The sequence below is a fragment of the Pandoraea sp. NPDC090278 genome (genome assembly GCF_044772185.1).
In the GTDB taxonomy this organism is placed as follows: Bacteria; Pseudomonadota; Gammaproteobacteria; order Burkholderiales; family Burkholderiaceae; genus Pandoraea.
Genome location: NZ_JBIVYJ010000001.1, coordinates 1,601,575 through 1,620,281 on the forward strand (window position 1 = coordinate 1,601,575; position 18,707 = coordinate 1,620,281).

At 61.5% G+C, this 18,707-nt stretch carries 19 protein-coding genes and 1 tRNA gene; 9 read left to right on the forward strand and 11 right to left on the reverse strand.

Translation table 11 applies throughout. The features are described from left to right. Positions 1–110 precede the first annotated feature (110 nt). Positions 111–1,040 (forward strand): pirin family protein, encoded by a 930-nt coding sequence (locus ACIQWO_RS06835; protein WP_402820934.1) that lies wholly within the window; start codon positions 111–113, stop codon positions 1,038–1,040. Between the two features lie 29 nt (positions 1,041–1,069). On the opposite strand, the gene ACIQWO_RS06840 is transcribed toward ACIQWO_RS06835, so the two are convergent. Further along, the gene (locus ACIQWO_RS06840) at positions 1,070–2,638 is read right to left on the reverse strand and encodes an MFS transporter (protein WP_402820937.1); all 1,569 of its coding nucleotides are present in this window, start codon (positions 2,636–2,638) and stop codon (positions 1,070–1,072) included. 100 nt (positions 2,639–2,738) lie between these two features. On the opposite strand from ACIQWO_RS06840, the gene ACIQWO_RS06845 reads away from it, so the two are divergent. Beyond that, positions 2,739–3,644, forward strand: a complete 906-nt coding sequence (locus tag ACIQWO_RS06845; protein WP_402820940.1) for a LysR family transcriptional regulator — start codon at positions 2,739–2,741, stop codon at positions 3,642–3,644. Between the two features lie 7 nt (positions 3,645–3,651). On the opposite strand, the gene azu is transcribed toward ACIQWO_RS06845, so the two are convergent. The 3 genes from azu to ACIQWO_RS06860 all read right to left on the reverse strand — a co-directional run bounded on the left by azu (position 3,652) and on the right by ACIQWO_RS06860 (position 5,186). Continuing rightward, the gene (azu, locus tag ACIQWO_RS06850) at positions 3,652–4,212 is read right to left on the reverse strand and encodes an azurin (RefSeq protein ID WP_402820943.1); all 561 of its coding nucleotides are present in this window, start codon (positions 4,210–4,212) and stop codon (positions 3,652–3,654) included. Positions 4,213–4,234: 22 nt separating this feature from the next. Beyond that, positions 4,235–4,378 carry a hypothetical protein gene (locus ACIQWO_RS06855; protein ID WP_402820946.1) on the reverse strand — a complete coding sequence of 48 codons (144 nt, stop codon included), beginning with the start codon at positions 4,376–4,378 and terminating at the stop codon, positions 4,235–4,237. A gap of 166 nt (positions 4,379–4,544) precedes the next feature. Continuing rightward, positions 4,545–5,186, reverse strand: coding sequence for a hypothetical protein (locus tag ACIQWO_RS06860; protein WP_402820949.1), 642 nt, complete (start codon positions 5,184–5,186; stop codon positions 4,545–4,547). Positions 5,187–5,390: 204 nt separating this feature from the next. On the opposite strand from ACIQWO_RS06860, the gene ACIQWO_RS06865 reads away from it, so the two are divergent. Continuing rightward, a complete protein-coding gene (locus tag ACIQWO_RS06865) occupies positions 5,391–5,705 on the forward strand; it encodes a DMT family transporter (protein ID WP_402820951.1) in 315 nt (104 codons plus the stop codon). Between the two features lie 175 nt (positions 5,706–5,880). Continuing rightward, positions 5,881–6,240 (forward strand): NADH-quinone oxidoreductase subunit A, encoded by a 360-nt coding sequence (gene ndhC / locus ACIQWO_RS06870; protein ID WP_402820954.1) that lies wholly within the window; start codon positions 5,881–5,883, stop codon positions 6,238–6,240. Between the two features lie 940 nt (positions 6,241–7,180). Here ndhC and ACIQWO_RS06875 read toward each other — a convergent pair. After that, complete coding sequence (locus ACIQWO_RS06875; RefSeq protein WP_402820957.1) at positions 7,181–8,356, reverse strand: hypothetical protein; 1,176 nt, start codon at positions 8,354–8,356, stop codon at positions 7,181–7,183. 103 nt (positions 8,357–8,459) lie between these two features. Continuing rightward, positions 8,460–8,546: transfer RNA gene (locus ACIQWO_RS06880), tRNA-Leu, on the reverse strand. Positions 8,547–8,858: 312 nt separating this feature from the next. Between ACIQWO_RS06880 and hpnD the strand changes: the two genes are divergently transcribed. Continuing rightward, positions 8,859–9,734: a presqualene diphosphate synthase HpnD gene (gene hpnD / locus ACIQWO_RS06885; protein ID WP_402820960.1), complete on the forward strand. Its 876-nt coding sequence runs from the start codon at positions 8,859–8,861 to the stop codon at positions 9,732–9,734. A gap of 100 nt (positions 9,735–9,834) precedes the next feature. Here hpnD and ACIQWO_RS06890 read toward each other — a convergent pair whose 3' ends face one another. The 3 genes from ACIQWO_RS06890 to ACIQWO_RS06900 form a co-directional block, all read right to left on the reverse strand. After that, complete coding sequence (locus ACIQWO_RS06890) at positions 9,835–11,061, reverse strand: DUF1501 domain-containing protein (RefSeq protein ID WP_402820963.1); 1,227 nt, start codon at positions 11,059–11,061, stop codon at positions 9,835–9,837. A gap of 190 nt (positions 11,062–11,251) precedes the next feature. Next, a complete protein-coding gene (locus ACIQWO_RS06895) occupies positions 11,252–12,682 on the reverse strand; it encodes a DUF1800 family protein (protein WP_402821883.1) in 1,431 nt (476 codons plus the stop codon). Positions 12,683–13,128: 446 nt separating this feature from the next. Continuing rightward, positions 13,129–13,413, reverse strand: a complete 285-nt coding sequence (locus ACIQWO_RS06900) for a hypothetical protein (protein WP_402820965.1) — start codon at positions 13,411–13,413, stop codon at positions 13,129–13,131. A gap of 210 nt (positions 13,414–13,623) precedes the next feature. Here ACIQWO_RS06900 and ompR point away from each other — a divergent pair, with 210 nt between their 5' ends. The 4 genes from ompR to ACIQWO_RS06920 all read left to right on the forward strand — a co-directional run bounded on the left by ompR (position 13,624) and on the right by ACIQWO_RS06920 (position 17,260). Next, positions 13,624–14,349: a two-component system response regulator OmpR gene (gene ompR, locus ACIQWO_RS06905; RefSeq protein WP_010808867.1), complete on the forward strand. Its 726-nt coding sequence runs from the start codon at positions 13,624–13,626 to the stop codon at positions 14,347–14,349. A 195-nt stretch (positions 14,350–14,544) separates the two neighbouring features. Continuing rightward, on the forward strand, positions 14,545–15,885 hold the full coding sequence (locus ACIQWO_RS06910; RefSeq protein ID WP_402820983.1) for an ATP-binding protein: 1,341 nt from the start codon (positions 14,545–14,547) through the stop codon (positions 15,883–15,885). A 240-nt stretch (positions 15,886–16,125) separates the two neighbouring features. Beyond that, positions 16,126–16,674: a peroxiredoxin gene (locus tag ACIQWO_RS06915; protein ID WP_046292231.1), complete on the forward strand. Its 549-nt coding sequence runs from the start codon at positions 16,126–16,128 to the stop codon at positions 16,672–16,674. Positions 16,675–16,732: 58 nt separating this feature from the next. After that, positions 16,733–17,260, forward strand: coding sequence for a carboxymuconolactone decarboxylase family protein (locus ACIQWO_RS06920; protein ID WP_150574472.1), 528 nt, complete (start codon positions 16,733–16,735; stop codon positions 17,258–17,260). 128 nt (positions 17,261–17,388) lie between these two features. Here ACIQWO_RS06920 and ispF read toward each other — a convergent pair whose 3' ends face one another. Further along, positions 17,389–17,910 (reverse strand): 2-C-methyl-D-erythritol 2,4-cyclodiphosphate synthase, encoded by a 522-nt coding sequence (gene ispF, locus ACIQWO_RS06925; RefSeq protein WP_052252789.1) that lies wholly within the window; start codon positions 17,908–17,910, stop codon positions 17,389–17,391. A 64-nt stretch (positions 17,911–17,974) separates the two neighbouring features. Next, positions 17,975–18,697, reverse strand: a complete 723-nt coding sequence (gene ispD / locus ACIQWO_RS06930; protein WP_046292234.1) for a 2-C-methyl-D-erythritol 4-phosphate cytidylyltransferase — start codon at positions 18,695–18,697, stop codon at positions 17,975–17,977. Positions 18,698–18,707 lie beyond the last annotated feature (10 nt).

Here is an 18,707-nt window from a genome sequence, read left to right on the forward strand (position 1 = left end):
CTGGCCATCGCGATTGTTCCGTCTGCGTAACTTCGAGTTACCGAACCGCCTATATTCCGTCGTGGCTCGCGTCGCTATGATTGACCCCATTCAAGATGCGGGGAGATGACATGAGCAACGTCGGCAATAGCAGCGAATTCGTGCGGATCTCGGAGGTCGTGAGCGGTCACGACATGACCATTCGCGATGGCTTTCGCGCCAAGCATTTCGCCGAACAGACGTTCGGTGGGCTGATGGACCCGGTCGTCATGCTGGATCATTTCCACATGACGGCCCCGACCTTTGCGCCGCATCCGCATGCCGGAATTTCGGCGGTGACCTACATGTTCGAGGACGCCGTCGGCGCACACGTCAACTACGACTCGCTCGGCAACTACGGCCCCATCGTTCCGGGCGCTCTGCACTGGTTCGCCGCCGGACGCGGTGCGGTGCACACCGAGCAACCCGAAGGTGACGATCATCACGTGCATGCATTGCAGATCTTCGTCAATCTGCCCGCGTCGCAGAAGTACGACGCGCCGTATGCGTTCGACGTCGAACCCTCGGAAATCCCCGAGGTAGTGTCACCCGGTGTACGTGTGCGAGTGGTTTTGGGTGCAAGCAACGGGGTGACGGCGCGGAAGAACGACGAGCTTCCCCAACCGTTCACGTTGCTCGACGGGTTCCTCACGGATCGCGCCAGCTTCCACCACGATTTGCCGCGCGGCTGGAATGCCACCGTCTCCGTGGTGACGGGGCATTTGCAGGTCGATGCCGACGGCACGACCCGGCAACTGGGCGCTGGCGAAGCGGTCGCCGTCGGCTTGAGCAAGCGCGCGACGACCGACGTCCTCACCATCGGTTTGCGTGCCGGGCCGGACTGCCACTTTGTGGTGTTGTCCGGACCGGCGCTCGACGAGCCGTTGGCGAAACACGGCCCGTTCGTCATGAACACGGTCGAACAGCTCAACGACCGGATGTCGGCCTATCAGCGCGGCGAATTCGGTTCGCTGGACGAGGAGACCTTTCCTCAACTCAAGGCTTACCGGACTCGGGCGTAAGCACTGTCGCGGGTTGGCGGCCAAGCGCGTTACAGCATCGGCTCACACACTCGCTCGGCGGCCGACGTCACCTCGACGTCTCGACCGCCCGCCCCGAACGCCACCACGCTCAGCAGCGCGAGCACCCACGCACCCACCACGCCGTACACCATCACCCACCCGAAGCCGTGCACCAGCGCGGCCTGCACGATCTGCCCCTGCGGATCGGCTGCTGCGAGCGCCGCGTTGTTTTGCGTGAGATGCTCGAGACTTCCGGCGGCCACTTTCTCAGCAAGCGTGCGCAGCGATGACGCGTCGAAGATGCCCGGCAACGCGTTTGCCAGCGACGTGGTGACTCCCTTGAGCAGAATGAAGCCCATCAGCGCGATGTTGATAGCGAGGCTGATCAGTCGCGCGCTCATGTCGATCCCCGACGCCATCCCCGCGCGATTGGCCGACACTGCGCCGGTGGCGGTATTGGTGACGGGCGTATTCGTCATGCCCAGGCCCACGCCGCAAAGCAGACTGCCGGGCAACATCGTGAGCCAACTGGCTTGGGCCATGCCTGAGCCGATCTTCATCAGCAGGAAGCCAAGGCCGATGGTGAACAGACCCAGCGGGATGACGCGGCGGGCATCGATGCGCAACGACAAGCGCTCGGCGAACGGCGGCACCACGAGCGTCGGCAATGTGTACGCCAGCAGCGACAGCCCCGCGTTCACGCTGCTGTAACCGAGTGCGCCCTGAAAGTAGATCGGCAGATAGATCATGAACGACCAGTAGCTGAAATTCATGCCCATCGAACCGAACATCGCGCCGGAGAAGCGGCGGATGCGGAACACGGAAAAATCGAACATCGGCCGCGGGCTTCGCTTCTCGATCCAGAGAAAGGCGACGAAGCTGACGAGGGTCGCCGCTGCGATGCCGAGCGCCTGCGGACTGCCCATCCCGAGATCCGGCCCTTGCGTGATGAAATACACGAGACCGAACGTCGCCAGCGACAGCGTGACGATGCCCGGGACGTCGAGATAGTTCGCGTGCGGGTCGCGAGACTCCTGCACACCGACAAACACGAGCCCCAGTGCCACGATCGACAGCACTACGTGCACGAGGAAGACCCATTGCCAGTCGGCCACGGCAACAATCATGCCGCCGATGATCGGACCGAAGCCCAGACCGATGCCGAAGATGATGCCCCACGCGCCGAACGCCTTGCTGCGCTCGCGTCCCTCGCGGAACTGGTGCGAGAGCACCGCAACCTGACAGATCAGCATCGCGCCCCCGCCCATCCCCTGAAGGAAGCGGCTGACGATCAGCACCGGCGCGCTCTGCGCCAGCCCGCAGGCGAGCGATGTCAGCGCGAACACGACAATGCTGATGACGTAGACGCGACGTCGTCCGAACCGGTCGGCGAGCGAGCCTGTCGCCATCAACACCGTGGTGCAGGCGAGTGTGTAGGCGTTCATGATCCATTGGATTTCCCGGAAATCCGCAGGCAGTACACGTTCCAGCGTGGAGAGGATGGTCGGGACACTGGAGATTTCAAGGCCGAACATCAGCGATGTCAGGCAGACGGCGGCAAGCGCCAGTGCGTTTTGGGACGCGCGTGAGGGTGTCATGGGATTCGCGAACAGGAATGAAGTCAGAGGTAATATATCGGGAACCAGATTCCCTATTACTGATATTTCTTCCCGCAATACGCGACTCTAAAGACCCAATATGACGAATAAACTCGACGGCGTGGCCGTCTTCGTTCAGGTCATCGAAGCTGGCAGTTTTACGCTCGCGGCGGAGCGCATGCATTTGACGCGTTCGGCCATCGGCAAGGTGATTTCGCGACTGGAAGCGCGGCTCGGGGTGCGTCTGCTTCATCGCACGACGCGCAGTCACACGCTCACGGAAGCGGGACGTGTCTATTACGAGCGATGCGTGCGGGCGCTTGCCGAACTCGACGCAGGCGCAGCGGAGGTGGAGAGCGGGTTGAGCGAGCCGCGCGGACGCCTGCGTGTGAGTGTGCCGATTGCGTTCGGCCATCAATGCGTCGCGCCGGTGTTGTTCGGACTGGCGCGTCAGCATCCCAAGCTGCAAATCGATATTTCGTTTTCCGACCGGAGCGTCGATCTCATCGAGGAGAACATCGATCTGGCGGTGCGCATCGGCGAGTTACGCGATAACGCTACGCTCGACGCCCGACGCATCGGCACGCAGTACATGAGCATCGGTGCGTCGCCTTCGTATCTCGCGGAGCACGGCATGCCCGTCAAGCCGGACGATTTCGCTGCCCACACCGGCATCTCGTATTCGCGCAGCGGGTCGATGGCGCGGTGGCACATGCTCGACGACGACGGCGTCGAGCACGCATTGCAGATCACGCGTCAGCTCAGTCTCGACGATGTTCAGGCGATTGCCGATGCAGGGATTGCCGGGCTTGGGCTGGTGTATTTGCCCTGCTGGTTTCTGGAGAAACATGCGTCGGCAGGACGGCTGGTGGTGGTGCGTAGCCGTTGCGGGGTGCGTCCGCAAGCGATTCACGTGGTGTGGCCGAAGTCGCCCTATCTGCCGTCGAAGACGCGCTGCGCTATCGACGCGCTTTCGACGGAGATTCCGATGCTCCGGATTGGCTGAGGCTCGGTCAGTCGATGGATAGCGTGCCGCGCATCATTTCGGCGTGGGCCGGGAAGGAACAGAAGTAGGTGTAGGCGGTGCCACGCGAGAGCTTCGATGCATCGAAGGTTACCGACGTCCGCTCACCGCCACCGATCATCGCAGTCTTCGCGATCACGCGTTCGTCGCCCGGCTTGACCCACTCGTTGTCGGGACCCGCCGCGAGACCATCGGCAATGGTTGCATGGACGTCGCTCTCGCGGACCAACACCCAGTTGTGCCCTGCGGCCAGCTTGGGTTTCTTGCCCGTGTGGATCAATTGGACGGTGAGTGTCTTGCACGCCGACGGCACACTGATGTGCGTGGGCGAGAACTTCTTGCCGGGACGACCTTGCACGTCGATCTGACACGCATCACCGACGACTTTTGCTACCGCGCTTACGTCGTCGCCTGTGTGCACCATGCTCATCGTGCCCCCATGCTCTACGCCCTGTGCAAGGCCGGGGACCGGAGCGCCAAGACACGCCACGAAGGTCAGATTAAGCGCGCGCATACGCGCCCCAAACAACGAGAATTTTGCCGACAACACGATCTCTCCAAACGTTACGAAATCACCCGACGACGCCGATGCCGATGTCATCACCCGGCTTTCGACGATAGCCCTCGATTGCGTTGAGCGTTTGTTGGTCGTTCGCTGTTTTGTATTGGTTTGTATTGCTGATCGGCTTTGGTGTTGTTTCGGGCTTTTGCTTCACGTTCCGGATTCAACCCCGCGGGGGACCAGGGCCCTATTCCGCCCCTCAGACATAGACCCAACTCGGTTCAGAACAGGGCCCTGATCCCCCGCTCATCGCACTTTTCACGTTGACGTTCTTACGTCCTGCTGTCCTTCTGCTTCAGTTCGTCGCGGTTGCACTTCCGTCACGCTACGGCTACCGAGAGCGCAAACTGACGGACGGCTTGCGGGATGCCGGAATGCTCACTGACAACACCGCTTGTACCGCTCTCGATGGACGTCGCGACGCTGGCTGCCTTTCTCGATCGCGGACGACAGACAAGCCGAATATCCGGAACAAGTTCGCCAGGAATCTGGATCTCGTTGGCAAGCACGATCCGCATACCAGCCAGGACACCGGCGGCATCGGCCTCTTCCGCTCGCGCACCTACCATCAATGCTTCGATTGCAGCGATTTCCGCACGCGCCGACGCGAACGGTGCCTTACCGGAGCGACCGATGTAGTCGCAGAAACTATCTCGCAATGAGGTTACCGACGCGGCATACCGGCGCGTGTTGAAGATCCGGGCCATGACGCTATTTCGGGCAAAGACGTCGAGCACCGCGTCGTCGACAAATAGGCGATGCTCGGTGAGCAGTTGTTCGAGCGTCCTACGACGGAGATCGGGAATAGCGAGCTCTGCGACGCGTGCGACTGAGGTGCGATACCGTGCGCGCAGTGCCACGTCGCGTCTGGCGAGACCTTCCAGTTCCTTGCGCGACCTGTCCATTGCGGTGGCTAGGCGCTCGATGGCCTCGCGCATATCCTGGCTTCCGGGGTGCTCCATTGCTGCTCCGACCACTCAGGACACACTGACGACATGCCAATGACGATCCTGATCATCTGTCGCCAGCGATCCTACCCATCAATCTCGGATAAACCGTGGAGACATTGCGCAGAATCGGTTGAACTCGTATAGTGGCGGGCGTGGGGACGACCTCACCTGTGACGAGACACTCCGGGACGGCCCGGCTCTTTTTTGGAGAGCCGTATGGCTTGGATCTATCTCACGCTTGCAGGTGTTCTGGAAGTCCTTTGGGCTTATACGATGAAGCAGTCTGCTGGCTTCACGAAGCTCATTCCCTCTGTAGTCACTCTCGTGACGATGGCCGCTAGCTTTGGTTTGCTATCGGTTTCCATGAAATCCCTTCCGCTGGGCACGGCTTACACGATCTGGACTGGCATCGGTGCCGTTGGCGCATTTGTCGTCGGCATTTTCGCGCTTGGCGAAAGCGTCAGCACCGCCCGCATCGCCGCCGCAACGTTGATCGTCAGTGGCCTGATCCTCATGAAACTCTCGTCGTAATCGACAACCCCATTCTTAGGCCTTTAGAACCGGCGAGCCGCTTGCGCGTCTCGTGTTGGTGTTGCTTATGACTTGGTTTGGGATTCGCTTCGATGCACCGGTTGGCGTGTGCGAAGGTATGCGTTCGCACGTTTGCGTTGCCACCGGCGCGCGCTTCTTTTGATTGGATCGATTGATGGACGTCTCTGAATACTACCCGGCACTTCTCTTTCTCATCGTGGCGTTGGTGATGGGAGTGGGCTTACTCTTCGTAGCCAAACCCATCCGGCCAAGCAGGCCTGACGACGCAAAGAACTCCCCTTACGAATGTGGTTTCAACGCATTCGGCGACGCGCGCAAGAAGTTCGACGTCCGCTTTTATCGCGTCGCAATCTTCTTCATCATCTTCGACATTGAACTGGCCTTCACCATCCCCTGGGCGGTCTCACTGCGCGAAGCAGGCATGGTGAGCCTGATGGCGATGATCGCGTTTCTCGGTGTGCTCGTTCTCGGCTTCGCCTACGAGTGGAAAAAGAAAGCGTTTGAGTGGGAGTAATTGAACTTCGTTGACATCCATGCACGACGCAAAAAAATGCCCCGACGGCGAGATCGTCGGGGCCAAAACCACCACATGGACGGGAAGGAGCGACCATGCAAAAGCGAGTGTAGTGAGCGGCATCACTCGCGGGTCACATCCGTAATTTGGGGATGCGACGTTAGCGCCGCCATCTCGAATTCGAATCCCCCCGACATCGCCATCTCGCACGGGTTTGACGGGTACGCACGATCAAGAGCACGCGTCGCTTGCCAAGAGAAATCTAAGAAGAAGACCAAAGGCGACCGACAACTCGCGTACCTCACCGAGCAATAAAAAAGCCCCGACATTCGTCAATGCCGGGGCAAGCACTTCCTCTCACGACACACACGACAGGGGACTGCCATGCATGAACAGAGTCTAGGGGCTGAAATTCGGATGGGGTGCGTAGGGACTCAGCTACGGACACGGACGTGTGGCTCGGGAGTCGCCGACTTGCCCGAAATCTCCGTCAATATTGAGTTCCGACGAAGCGATGAGGATCCACTTCGTCGCGCGACGATAGCAAGAACTAGGACAAAGACTATGAGCAACCACGAACCATCCGCTTGAACGTGTGCTAGCTGCGTAGATAAACCAAACTAGGGCTACGATACGTAGGCTCACTTTTGCCAAGTTGCTCAAGCAACGCGTATGTTCGCTCCCTTCCAGCATCAAACGCGCGGTAGCTTTTGGGATGGTCTTCTCGGACTCATGGCGATCAGCGCATTCCTCAGCCCCCTGAATCCGCTGCACCCTCGTGTAAGGGCATAGCTCTGAGGGGCAACATCGCGACGTTTAAGTGGCTGTGCCCTTCGGATATGGGACGTCGCTTGGATTGAAAAGAGGCAGCGCCGCCGGGAGTCAACTTCGTCTGAGTCGGCCCGGGGCGCCGTGTTCCAATGCTGATCCTTCTCTGGACTCAGTCGGTCAAGATCCAGCACTGGTTGCGCTGCTTATCGTATTGGACGTTCTTCCCGTTGTATTGCTGCATGCATGCAGTACCGCGGAAGCGCACGTCTAAGACGCTGGCCGCATGCATCCAGCTCGGCTCCTTGTTACCGGCGGCAATGTCAGCCGCCTGGGTAGGTTTCGAGCATCCTTTCCCCTCGCACCAATGCGCGCTGAGTGCCTCGCCGCACGTGTTCTCAACGGCGTACCAGTACATGTTCTTGACGTCGCTGTCGGAGCGAACATCGACGATGCGTAAGCAACTCGCGTACTGGGGCAGCACTTTCCGCTTCCGGCCGGCGCCGCTGCTCTGAGTTGAGGCAGACGAACTCACGACGTCCCTCATGCGCGCCCGATGGGCCTGCGTGACCGCTTTGGCGTCGCTCCCGGCATTCGGGACGGATCCGCGTGAAGTTACCGACCCAGGGTCTGCTACGCTGGCACCAAGTTCATTGAGTCTGGCGGCGAGTGCGTTCATTTTGCATTGCGTAGACGCCCGCCGATTCGCGAATTGGGGGTCCGCCAGCCGCGCCGCCAACTCGTCATAGCGCGATCTGACATAGTCGGCGTTGTCACTTCGCGCCCATTGATACACGTCGCGCCATTCGATGCTCGCGATATTGAAACGCGCTTCGACGATATCCTGCTTCGGAACACGCCCCATTTCTTCCGCGATTAGCGCCTGGCAATCAAATCCCGCACTCGTGGGCGCAGGCGTAATTTCAGGCGTTGCGGTGTTGACATAGGGGGCGGCGGACGGCGCTGGTGTAGGTGTCGGGGTTGGTTGCGCATTGTTCTGCTGCTGGAGAGCATTGATGGTATTCATCAATATCTGAACATTCACGTTGCCTCCCGAGGTATTTCCGGAGGGCGCTGGACTGGACGTCCCCGAAGCTTGACGCGTGTCTCCCGTCTTCAGCCCTGCCGCATCGGAAACCGCAGCTTGAACGCAAAGGACCGTTGCCAACAGGATCCATCGTTGGTATGCGCGAATCATCGAGTTCCCCTTAGTTATATTTTTCGACCGGTCACCCTGCCCGGCCTTTTCGCTGCGGAATATTAGATGCTTCGGTGCGTTTGCGTCTTCATCAAAATGGATGATGCGTTTGCCCGTGAAGCGATGAAATCGGGGACGTACGGCGAACAATCGGAATTCGCGCAAAGAACCCCGCCAAGCCTTACAGGCAGGTCGTTTGCGAGATATTTCGGGAAGAAGTGAGACCTACGAAACCGATGCCAAAACGGGGAGTTGGTGCGAGGAAGGGGACTCGAACCCCTACACCCTTTCGGGCGTCAGGACCTAAACCTGGTGCGTCTACCAATTTCGCCATCCTCGCAGCCCGTGGGCGTCGTTACCTTTTAGGTGCGACATCCCGGCATCGGGTCGACGACATGCTTGCGTCCTGTCGGACATGAAAAAGGGCGACTTGTCGCCGCCCCGCTGCATGCGTCAAAGCAGGCGCGTATTCTACACGAACCGATTTCGACCGGCAATCTCCGCTCGAGCCCACACCGTCCCACGCGTCCGATTGGCTCGCAATGCTAGAATTCGCACCAATTCATGGCTTCTGCCCCCCAGTGCTCAGCTACGCGCCCAAGCGCCTGCGCACCGATTTCCGGGCACCTGACCAAACCGATACCCCATTCGCATGCAACCCCACGAGACCGCCGACGACGCCTCCGGCTCCCCCGCCAACGCCACACAGGCCAACGCATACTGCCGCCAGAAAGCAGGCCCGCCCGGATCCGCGCTCTATTACGCCCTGCTCCAACTGCCGCCGTCCAAGCGTGACGCCGCCTATGCCGCCCACGCCTTCTGTCAGGAAATCGCCGATATTCACTCGGCCGTTCATGACCCCGGCGTCGCACACGCCAAGCTCGACTGGTGGCGTCAGGAACTGGCTCGCCTCTTCGCTGGCAACCCCGCACATCCGGTCACGCGAGCACTCCTTCCCGTCGTGCAGAACAGTAAGCTCTCGCGCGAAGCTTTCGAAGCCGTCCTGCACGGCGCCGAGATGGATCTCTCGCAGATGCGCTATCTCGACTTCGCAGGCCTCACACACTACTGCGACGCCGCTGGTGGTGCCCCAGCAGAACTCACGTCCCAAGTCTACGGCTTCGACGACCCGAAAACGCCCGCGCTTGCGCGCGCCCTCGGCCACGCCATCACGCTCGGTCGACGTGTCACCGACGCCGGTGTCGACGCGCGCTCCGGCTACGTTTATTTCCCCATCGACGAACTTCAGCGCTTCGGCGTCACTGCCGCCGACATTCAGAACGGCAAGTACTCGCCCGCCTTCGTCGAGCTAATGAAGTTCCAGCACGCACGTGCACGTCAGGCCATCACCGGCGCCGCCGCCGCGATCCCTAAACAGGATCGTCGCAAGCAACGTCCGCTGCTCGCCCTCGCGGCGCTGCAATTGGCATTGATGGACGAAGTCGCCGCGAGCGACTATCAAGTGCTCCACCAGCGCATCGACCTGACGCCGTTGCGCAAATTCTGGCGAGCGTGGCGCGCGCGCTGAGCGTGCCGAATTGGGACGTCGCGACTTGGGCGTGACACGGCGCGTGCCGCTGCGCCAGAGATCCGCGACCGCCGCAGCCCAAGCAGTCGCGCCCCACCACTCAAACCCGCATCACATCCAACGGCTTGAATGCGCCGCCCAGCACGGGCTGCGCGTTCAGGCCCCACCAGCGCTGCAGTACCGTCGCGTAGACGTCGCGGAAATCGACGGCAAACGGCAAGTTGCCGTTGCCATCCAGTCGATCCAGTCTCGGCGCTTCGCCATACAAGCCACCGCGTACACGTCCGCCCGCGATGAAGTGCGGCGCGACCGTGCCGTGATCCGTCCCGCCACTCTGATTCTCACGCGGACGCCGTCCGAACTCGGCGTACGTCACGATCATCGTCGACTGCCATCGGTTCAACTCGGTCAGCCCAGCCCGCAACGCCATCATCCCCTGCGACAACTGACGCAACAGGTTCGCCTGCTGCCCCATCTGGTTCTGATGTGTATCGAAACCGTTGAGCGTCAGACGCAATACCGCCACGCCACGCCCCGGCTGCGGCACACCGCTCGGGGAATCCGCCGCGGCGACTACCTGCAATGCCGTCTTCACCACATTGCCGAAAGCTCCCTGCGGCATCGGCGTGCGCAAGACATACTGTCCCTGGCGCGGACGCAAACCGTCCGCCGCCTTCACGATGTCGTTCTCCACCCGCAGCACGTGTGCCAACGCCGGATTGCTCACCTGCGCAGCATTCGTCGACGCCAGACTCGCATCGCGTAAAAACTGCGCCGGATTCGTCAGCGTCACCGCCCGCGCGCCACCGCTCAACGGCCCCAACTCCGCACTGCCGACGATCACACCATCGGCGTCGAAACCGGACGGTACCGACCGCTCCGCGAACGCCCGCGACAACCATCCGTCACGCAAATACTCGTCCGAGCGCGACGCCGTATTCCATATCTCAATCGACCGGAAGTGCGAAAGATTCGGCTGCGGATACCCCACACCCTGCACAATCGCCAACTCCTTTGCCTGCCACATCGGCAACAAAGCCCGCATCTCCGGGTGCAAACCACTGTGCTCGTCCAGTTGCACCACCTGCTCGCGCTTGATGCCAATCGTCGGACGCAAGCTCGCATACATCGCGTCCGCATAAGGGATGACCGTGTTCAAGCCATCGTTGCCGCCCTTAAGCTCGATCAGGATCAGCAAATTGCCGTAGTTGCCGCCACCACCCGGCAATATCCCGGACAGATCGCGCGCAGCGGCCAACACGGGCGTCGGTGCCAGCCAAGCCGCCCCGAGACCACCTGCGAACGTCAGAAAATCGCGTCGACGCATCTCACACCTCTCATGACTCGCCCGGACTCACCGCCCAAGCGCAAGTCGCAAACATACCCGTCACCAAACTCGCCATCGTCCTGCATCCCAAGCGCCCGAATCGTCTCAGTCGCCCGACCTGCCTCGAACGTCCCTGTCGTCGCATCCACTCCCATAGCACCAGTCTTCGCGATCGGCATCATCGTTTCGATCACTTCAACTGATACGCAGGGTCCATCAATAGCGCTTGCAGAAACGCCGCACTGTTGACGCCCGGCGTTTGCGGTGCCGCCGGTGCCAGCGGCAACACAGCACGCTGCAAAGACTCGCGTGCCCCCACGTCTGGCACATCGACTGGCCCGAGCGTATAAGGCTGCAGCCAGCGAGACAGATCGAAACGCGCGCCCGCCACCGTTCGCGGCATCGGCTGCACGGGACGTAGCGCCGCGCGCTGCACGCCCGGACTCGCCGACATGGACGGTGCCGTCATCGACGGACCACCAGCGTTGGCGTTCTCCGTCGCACGGAACATGCGCTCGACGAACTGCTTGCGCGCGAGCAGCGTGGTGCTGTCGATCCACGCGTCGCCGCCCGGCCAGCCCTTCACATTCGGAGGACGGAACAGGTCCTGCCCCAGCACACGCATCTGCTGCGCGAGCATCTGCGGATCGTCATAGCCGATGTCGAATTGCCGCACCGCATCCGTCACGAACTCGGAAGGTGACTTCACCAGCGCACCACGCGCACGCGCATCCCAAAACGTCGGCGTGAGCAGCAAGGCGCGCAACGCGACCCGAATGTCGTAGCCACTCTCTCGGAACGCCGCAGCAATCCGTTCGACCTGCACCGGGTCAGGTGTCGCCGACACGAATTCGCGCCACAGTTTGCCGGTGACGAACACTGCTGTTTCGGGGCGCGCCAACAGAACGTCGAGCATCTGATCGCCATCGAAGTCGCCCGTCTGGTTCAGCACCGTCTTCACACCCGTATCGTGGAAATTTGGACGCCAGACGTAGGTCATCGTCGGCCTGTCGATGCTCCAACCGGTGTAGGCGCGGGCCGCCTCGCGCACGTCCTGTTCGGTGTAATGCCCTTCCCCCAGCGTGAAGAGCTCCATCACCTCACGTGCAAAGTTCTCGTTCGGTCGTCCCTTGCGACTGTTCGCACCATCCAGATAGATGAGCATCGCTGGGTCCTTCGACACCTCGTGCAGCATCACGCCGAAGTTGCCCAGCGCGTTCGCGCGCAGCAGCACGTTCTGGCGATAGAGCACGGACGGCTCACGCACTTTGTCGTCGCTCGAGACGAAGTGGTTATGCCAGAACATCGTCATCCGTTCGGTCAGCGGCGACGGCGTGGTCGCCATTTCCTGGGCCCACCACGCGGCCAGCGACGCCGCCATACGATTACGTCGCTCGTTCTGCTCGCGACGCTGCGCGTCGGTCAGGTCCTTGACGGGCACACTGGCCAACGGCGGCTCCGAGACCCACGCCGGAGGCGGCGTGACCGCTGTCCGCCGCGTCTGCTCAAGCAGCCGGTCGACGGCCTGCGCGCGGGTCAGGCCGACGAAGGGGGCCAACTCACGGGCGTCCGGCGCATAGCCGGTGCGCGTGAGCAGATAGCGTGCGTCATCGGCCGTCAGTTCGCGCCGGGATGCATCGACCGCGGACGTCGTCGATTTCGATGTCTTGGTACGCGTCGACTGGGTAGCGTGCTGCGGATCCGCGTGACGCGAACCGGCGGCATAGGCGACCGGCGACGCCAGGCAAACCGCCGCTGCCGCCCCCGAGAGAACCGTCGCACGCACGGAAAGGATTTTCGCCCTAATTAATAGTGGCGATCGGGACGCGACCGAGGGTGCCGATGCCCCGACCGTCCCGGGAGACGCCATCGAAATAGGCAATTCATCACCGAACTCGGTTTTTCGGACGCAAAAAAAGCCAGCGTCGGCAGAGGCTGGCGGGGTTCGGTTTTGCTTCATGTCACGCTCTCGTCAAAGTGGCGTCACTGGCGTTTTCGGAAGAAGCGTTTCGCGGCGTATCCCATCTGGCCCGAACGGATCGGACAAGGGGAAACGCGAGCGTCGTGTCAGTGACTATACAGTTCACGCACGGCGTCTTGAATGTGTTGACGCAGCAATCGTCGATCTTCCGGCGACATATGTCCATTAGGACGTCGCCCAGGGGGCGTATTGGGGAGGTCGTCGTTGCGGCGATCGGCGTTGGGATCGCTCGCCGGGGCATTCTTGGAGGGGTTGCGCGGCGAAGGCGCCGGGGCCGCGCGCTGCACCTGCGGGCCACTCGCGCCCTGATGCTGCGTACTGAAATGCGCGACGGGACGGGCATAGGTCACGCCCAGGTGTCCCCAGAGCATGATTCCCCCGAACAGTAGCGTAAACTCAGCAGCCCATCTCATCTTGTGCGTATGTCCTTCATGCCATGCGGCTGTTTTTGCCCTGGCAGGGGTGCAAGTGTACCCACTGCCTATGGTCAGCGCACAAGCCGTAGGGTAAATTGTGTAACCCTTTGTAACCCGCTTTGGCGGCCTCCTCAGTTCGCAACATTTCGGGCTAAGATACGTGGCATGGAAAACAAAAACTCTCCCAAAATTCTGGTTGTCGACGACGATCCGCGCCTGCGCGACCTGCTTCGTCGTTACCTCGGGGAACAGGGTTTCAATGTCTTTGTGGCCGAAAATGCAACGGCCATGAACAAGCTTTGGGTGCGCGAGCGCTTCGATCTGCTCGTGCTGGACCTGATGCTCCCCGGTGAAGACGGTCTCTCTATTTGTCGCCGTCTGCGTGGCGCGAATGACCGCACGCCGATCATCATGTTAACGGCCAAAGGCGAGGATGTCGACCGTATCGTCGGCCTCGAGATGGGCGCTGACGACTATCTTCCCAAGCCCTTCAATCCGCGCGAACTCGTCGCGCGCATTCACGCCGTCCTGCGTCGCCAGGCCCCGCCTGAACTCCCGGGCGCGCCCAGCGAAACCATGGAGACGTTCGAGTTCGGTGACTTCGCCCTGAACCTCGCCACGCGCACGCTCACCAAGAACGGCCAGGAAATTGCCCTGACGACGGGCGAGTTCTCGGTCCTCAAGGTCTTCGCGCGTCATCCGCGCCAGCCGCTCTCGCGCGAAAAGCTCATGGAGCTCGCGCGCGGCCGCGAATACGAAGTCTTCGACCGAAGCCTCGACGTGCAGATCTCGCGTCTGCGCAAGCTCATCGAACCGGACCCGGGCAGCCCCCGCTTCATTCAGACGGTGTGGGGCCTCGGCTACGTGTTCATCCCGGACGGCGGCGCGTGATCGCGCATCACGTCTCGCGCTGCAAAACGACGCCGGTCGCGACCCATTCGCGCACCGGCGTCTTGTCTTGCCTCACCTCGCAATTCTTGCAATTCATGTCGTTCGCCGTGGCTCCCATGAGCCTCCGTCATTTCGAATCTTGCGCGCTTCGGACCTTCCGACCCGCCCACGTCACGCATTAGACGGAGCAACCCCATGCATCCGATTCGGATGGTACGCGGGCTGTTCGGCGGTCTGTTCTGGCGTACCTTTTTCCTCATCGCACTGCTCATCGGCGTCAGCCTCGCCGCGTGGTATCAGAGCTTTCGCGTGATCGAACGCGAGCCGCGTGCACAGCGCGTCGCGCAGCAACTCGTCTCCATCGTCAAACTCACACGCACCGCCCTGCTCTATTCCGAGCCGGACCTGCGCCGTGCGCTCCTTCAGGATCTGGAGAGCAACGAAGGCATTCGCGTCTATCCGCGCGAACCGGCTGACTCGATCGAGAAGCAACCCAGCGGCGTCGTGCAAGACCTGATCGTGCGCGACGTACAGCGACGCCTCGGCACCGACACCGTCATCGCCGCCTCGGTCAACGAGATCCCCGCCATGTGGATCAGCTTCAAGATCGATGAAGACGACTACTGGGTCGCCATCGAGCAAGACCGGATCGACACGGCAACAGGCCTTCAACTGTTCAGTTGGGGGACGTTCGCGCTCGCCCTCTCGCTTATCGGCGCGGCGTTCATCACGGCGCTCGTGAACCGGCCGTTCGCGCGACTCGCCCACGCCGCTCGCGCTATCGGTGAAGGTCAGCGTCCCGACCCCTTGCCCGAGCGCGGCATGGGCGAAGCGGCCGAGGCCAACCGAAGTTTCAATCAGATGGTGCAGGAACTCGACCGGCTCGAGTCCGACCGGGCGCTAATGCTCGCGGGCATCTCACACGATCTGCGCACACCACTCGCGCGCTTACGTCTCGAGACCGAAATGAGTCCGTCGGACGAAACGGTCAAACGCGACATGATCAGCGACATCGAGCAAATGGACGAGATCATCGGCCGCTTCCTCGATTACGCACGCCCCGCTTCGCGCGCGGCACAGGCCGTGGATCTGTCCGAAATCGCGCGCGATACGGCCAGCGCTTTCGACGGACGCGAAGAGCTGAACATCAGCGTCGAACTTGCCGATACCGCGCTGATCCTGGCCGAGCGTACCGACCTCAAGCGCCTGCTCACGAACCTGATCGAAAACGCTCGTAAGTACGGCCGCGACGCGCAAACCGACGTCGCCAACGTCCACATCTCCACGCGCGTTCTCGGCGAACGGGTCGAGATGCGCGTGCGAGATACCGGCCCCGGCATCCCCGAGGAACAATTGCACCTCGTGTTCCGTCCCTTCTATCGTGTGGACACTGCCCGCACGAAGGCCGACGGGACGGGCCTGGGCATGGCCATCGTGCAGCGCATCGCAACGCGCTACAAAGGCCACGCCTCGCTGCGTAACGTGCACCCCGGCTCCGGACTTGAAATCACGGTGTCATTTCCGCTTGCTAAATAAGTGTTTGATGTGATCGGGCGAAAATTTGGCTATGCTCAAGGCTTGGCCTCGCCCGAAGCCGCAAAATCCTATCGACGGGATTTGTTTTAACTATCCCCCGCATAAAAATAAGCTATTGCTATCATAGGTTTGATAGCGTATACTGCTTTGGTTGACCGGGATCGCGTGAACTCGGTCAGTTGCTAGTTTTGATGTCTCTGCGACATCACGACATAAACCGCACTAATTTAGGAGTAATCGATGAAGACTGTCGGCGATAAACTCGAAGCGTTCTCGGTCGAAGCGGCCAAGCCTGGTTTCAACAACCACGAAGAAAACGGCGTGTCGGCTTTCGAAACGATCACCGAAGCCTCGTTCCCGGGCAAGTGGAAGATCATCTACTTCTACCCGAAGGACTTCACCTTCGTGTGCCCGACCGAAATCGTGGAATTCGGCAAGCTGGCCAACGACTTCTCGGATCGCGACGCAGTGCTGCTCGGCGGCTCGGGCGACAACGAATTCGTGAAGCTGGCATGGCGCCGTGAGCACAAGGACCTGAACAAGCTGAACCACTACTCGTTCGGCGACACGACCGGTGCTCTGATCGACCAACTGGGCGTGCGTGACAAGCAAGCTGGCGTGGCACTGCGTGCAACGTTCATCGTTGACCCGGACAACGTCATCCAGCACGTGTCGGTGAACAACCTGAACGTCGGCCGTAACCCGGAAGAAGTTCTGCGTATTCTGGACGGTCTGCAAACGGACGAACTCTGCCCGTGCAACCGTGCAGTCGGCGGTGAAACGCTCTAAGCGTCTCCCGAAGCCCGCGCAAGCGGGCTTTTTCAGCCCAAAGCAATAGGAGAAATTTATGGAATTCATCACCGCGATTAAGGCGCAGATCCCTGACTACGCCAAGGACATCCGCCTGAACCTCGACGGCACCATCGTCCGCTCCTCGCTGGAAGGCAATGACGCCGTTGGCGTGGCCCTCGCCGCCGCATTTGCGGCCAAGAGCCAGCCGCTCGTCAAGGCAATTCGCGAAGCCGGCGTGCTGGCCCCGGAAGAGCTTGAAGGCGCGTTGACCGCAGCCGCGCTCATGGGCATGAACAACACCTGGTATCCGTATCTCGAGATGGCCGACAACGCCGAGCTCAAGAACGAAAAGGCCCAACTGCGCATGAACGGCTACGCGACGCGTGGCGGTGTCGACCAGCGTCGCTTCGAGATGTACGCGCTGGCCGCGTCCATCGTCGGCAAGTGCCACTTCTGCGTGAAGTCGCACGCGCATCTGCTCTCCGCCGAGCACGGCATGAGCACCGCGCAACTGCGTGACGTCGGCCGTATCGCCGCCGTCATCAATGCCGCGGCTCAGGTGATCGCTGCCGAAGCTGCCTAAGCTTCGATGCGGCGCACGACACACGTCGTCGCCCAATAAAAACGGCGCTACCGGACGAACCCGGTAGCGCCGTTTTGCTTTTGTCCGGCTGACGGTAAGGCCAGCGACTTAAGCGATTCTCGACAACATCAGCGTCCGATCAGCAACGCAGCCGCTTGCGCTTCGATGCCTTCCTGACGTCCGAGGTAGCCCAGCTTTTCGTTTGTCTTCGCCTTGACATTCACCTGCGCGACGCTCACACCCAGTGCGTCCGCAATCGACTGCGTCATCGCTGCGATATGTGGCGCGAGTTTCGGAGCCTGTGCAATGACCGTGCAGTCGACGTTCAGGATCTCGTAACCCTGCTCACGCACGCGGCGCATCGCCTCCTTGAGCAAAACGACGCTGTTCGCGCCCTTGAACGTCGGGTCGGTGTCCGGGAAGTGACGACCGATGTCGCCCAGCGCAGCAGCACCGAGCACTGCATCGGTGATGGCGTGCAGCAGCACGTCGGCGTCCGAGTGGCCGAGCAGGCCGCGCTCGAACGGAATGGTCACGCCGCCCATGATCAGCGGACGGCCCGGCACGAGTGCATGCACGTCGTAGCCCTGACCGATACGGAGTTTGGACAGCGCGGCCAGCGAAACAGGAGAAACAGCTTGTTCAGTCATGTGGAATCTTGAAATCGCCAGAGGCGGAAATACGGGACGTCAGTTCACGTCGGCCGGTCGATGCTCAGGCCGGTTTGGCCGTGCCGAGGAACGCCTCGGCCAGCGCGAAATCTTCGGGATACGTCACCTTGAAGTTGCGCAGGCTGCCGCGCACGAGCTTCGGTGCGTGACCGATGCGCTCGATGGCGCTGGCCTCGTCGGTGACTTCGGCCCCGGCGGCGAGCGCGTCTTCCAGCGCGTGACGGAGCATGCCGAGACGGAACATCTGCGGCGTCTGCGCCTGCCAGAGCCCGTCGCGCGACTCGGTCGCCTGAATCGCCGCCAGCTTGCCCTTCTCGACCGGGGGCTGCTCACGTTTGAGCGTATCGGCAACCGGCAACGCCAGAATACCGCCGACGGGGTCGTCGCGCAGCGCACCCACGAGCGTACGGATCAGCTCAGGCGTGATACCGGGGCGCGCCGCATCGTGCACGAGCACCCAGTCGGTGTCCTGCGCGCCGAACTCGGTAAGCGCCTGAAGCCCGCCCAGCACCGACGCGTGGCGCGACGGCCCGCCGCAGCGGCGCACGGCGAAACGCAACGTGCCGAAGCGTCGTCCGTCGAAATGATTGTCGTCCGGCGCCAGCACCAGCACGGTCTGCGCGAATTCGGAACAGGCGTCGAACGCGGCGAGCGCATAGTGAAGCATGGGACGTCCGCCGACGCTTCGGTATTGCTTGGGCACGTCGGCCCCGGCGCGTACACCGGCCCCGGCACACGGGATCACGGCAAAAAGTCGATCGCTCACGATAAAACGC

What these genes read in the sequence shown, in the direction of transcription:
- ispF (WP_052252789.1), bottom strand. Translation starts at nt 17,910, where the DNA reads ATGACTGAACAAGCTGTTTCTCCTGTTTCGCTGGCCGCGCTGTCCAAA.
- ACIQWO_RS06890 (WP_402820963.1), bottom strand. Translation starts at nt 11,061, where the DNA reads ATGCGTCGACGCGATTTTCTGACGTTCGCAGGTGGTCTCGGGGCGGCT.
- ACIQWO_RS06835 (WP_402820934.1), top strand. Translation starts at nt 111, where the DNA reads ATGAGCAACGTCGGCAATAGCAGCGAATTCGTGCGGATCTCGGAGGTC.
- ndhC (WP_402820954.1), top strand. Translation starts at nt 5,881, where the DNA reads ATGGACGTCTCTGAATACTACCCGGCACTTCTCTTTCTCATCGTGGCG.
- ACIQWO_RS06840 (WP_402820937.1), bottom strand. Translation starts at nt 2,638, where the DNA reads ATGACACCCTCACGCGCGTCCCAAAACGCACTGGCGCTTGCCGCCGTC.
- ACIQWO_RS06865 (WP_402820951.1), top strand. Translation starts at nt 5,391, where the DNA reads ATGGCTTGGATCTATCTCACGCTTGCAGGTGTTCTGGAAGTCCTTTGG.
- ACIQWO_RS06845 (WP_402820940.1), top strand. Translation starts at nt 2,739, where the DNA reads ATGACGAATAAACTCGACGGCGTGGCCGTCTTCGTTCAGGTCATCGAA.
- ACIQWO_RS06920 (WP_150574472.1), top strand. Translation starts at nt 16,733, where the DNA reads ATGGAATTCATCACCGCGATTAAGGCGCAGATCCCTGACTACGCCAAG.
- ACIQWO_RS06900 (WP_402820965.1), bottom strand. Translation starts at nt 13,413, where the DNA reads ATGCTCTGGGGACACCTGGGCGTGACCTATGCCCGTCCCGTCGCGCAT.
- ompR (WP_010808867.1), top strand. Translation starts at nt 13,624, where the DNA reads ATGGAAAACAAAAACTCTCCCAAAATTCTGGTTGTCGACGACGATCCG.
- hpnD (WP_402820960.1), top strand. Translation starts at nt 8,859, where the DNA reads ATGCAACCCCACGAGACCGCCGACGACGCCTCCGGCTCCCCCGCCAAC.
- ACIQWO_RS06915 (WP_046292231.1), top strand. Translation starts at nt 16,126, where the DNA reads ATGAAGACTGTCGGCGATAAACTCGAAGCGTTCTCGGTCGAAGCGGCC.
- ACIQWO_RS06910 (WP_402820983.1), top strand. Translation starts at nt 14,545, where the DNA reads ATGCATCCGATTCGGATGGTACGCGGGCTGTTCGGCGGTCTGTTCTGG.
- ACIQWO_RS06860 (WP_402820949.1), bottom strand. Translation starts at nt 5,186, where the DNA reads ATGGAGCACCCCGGAAGCCAGGATATGCGCGAGGCCATCGAGCGCCTA.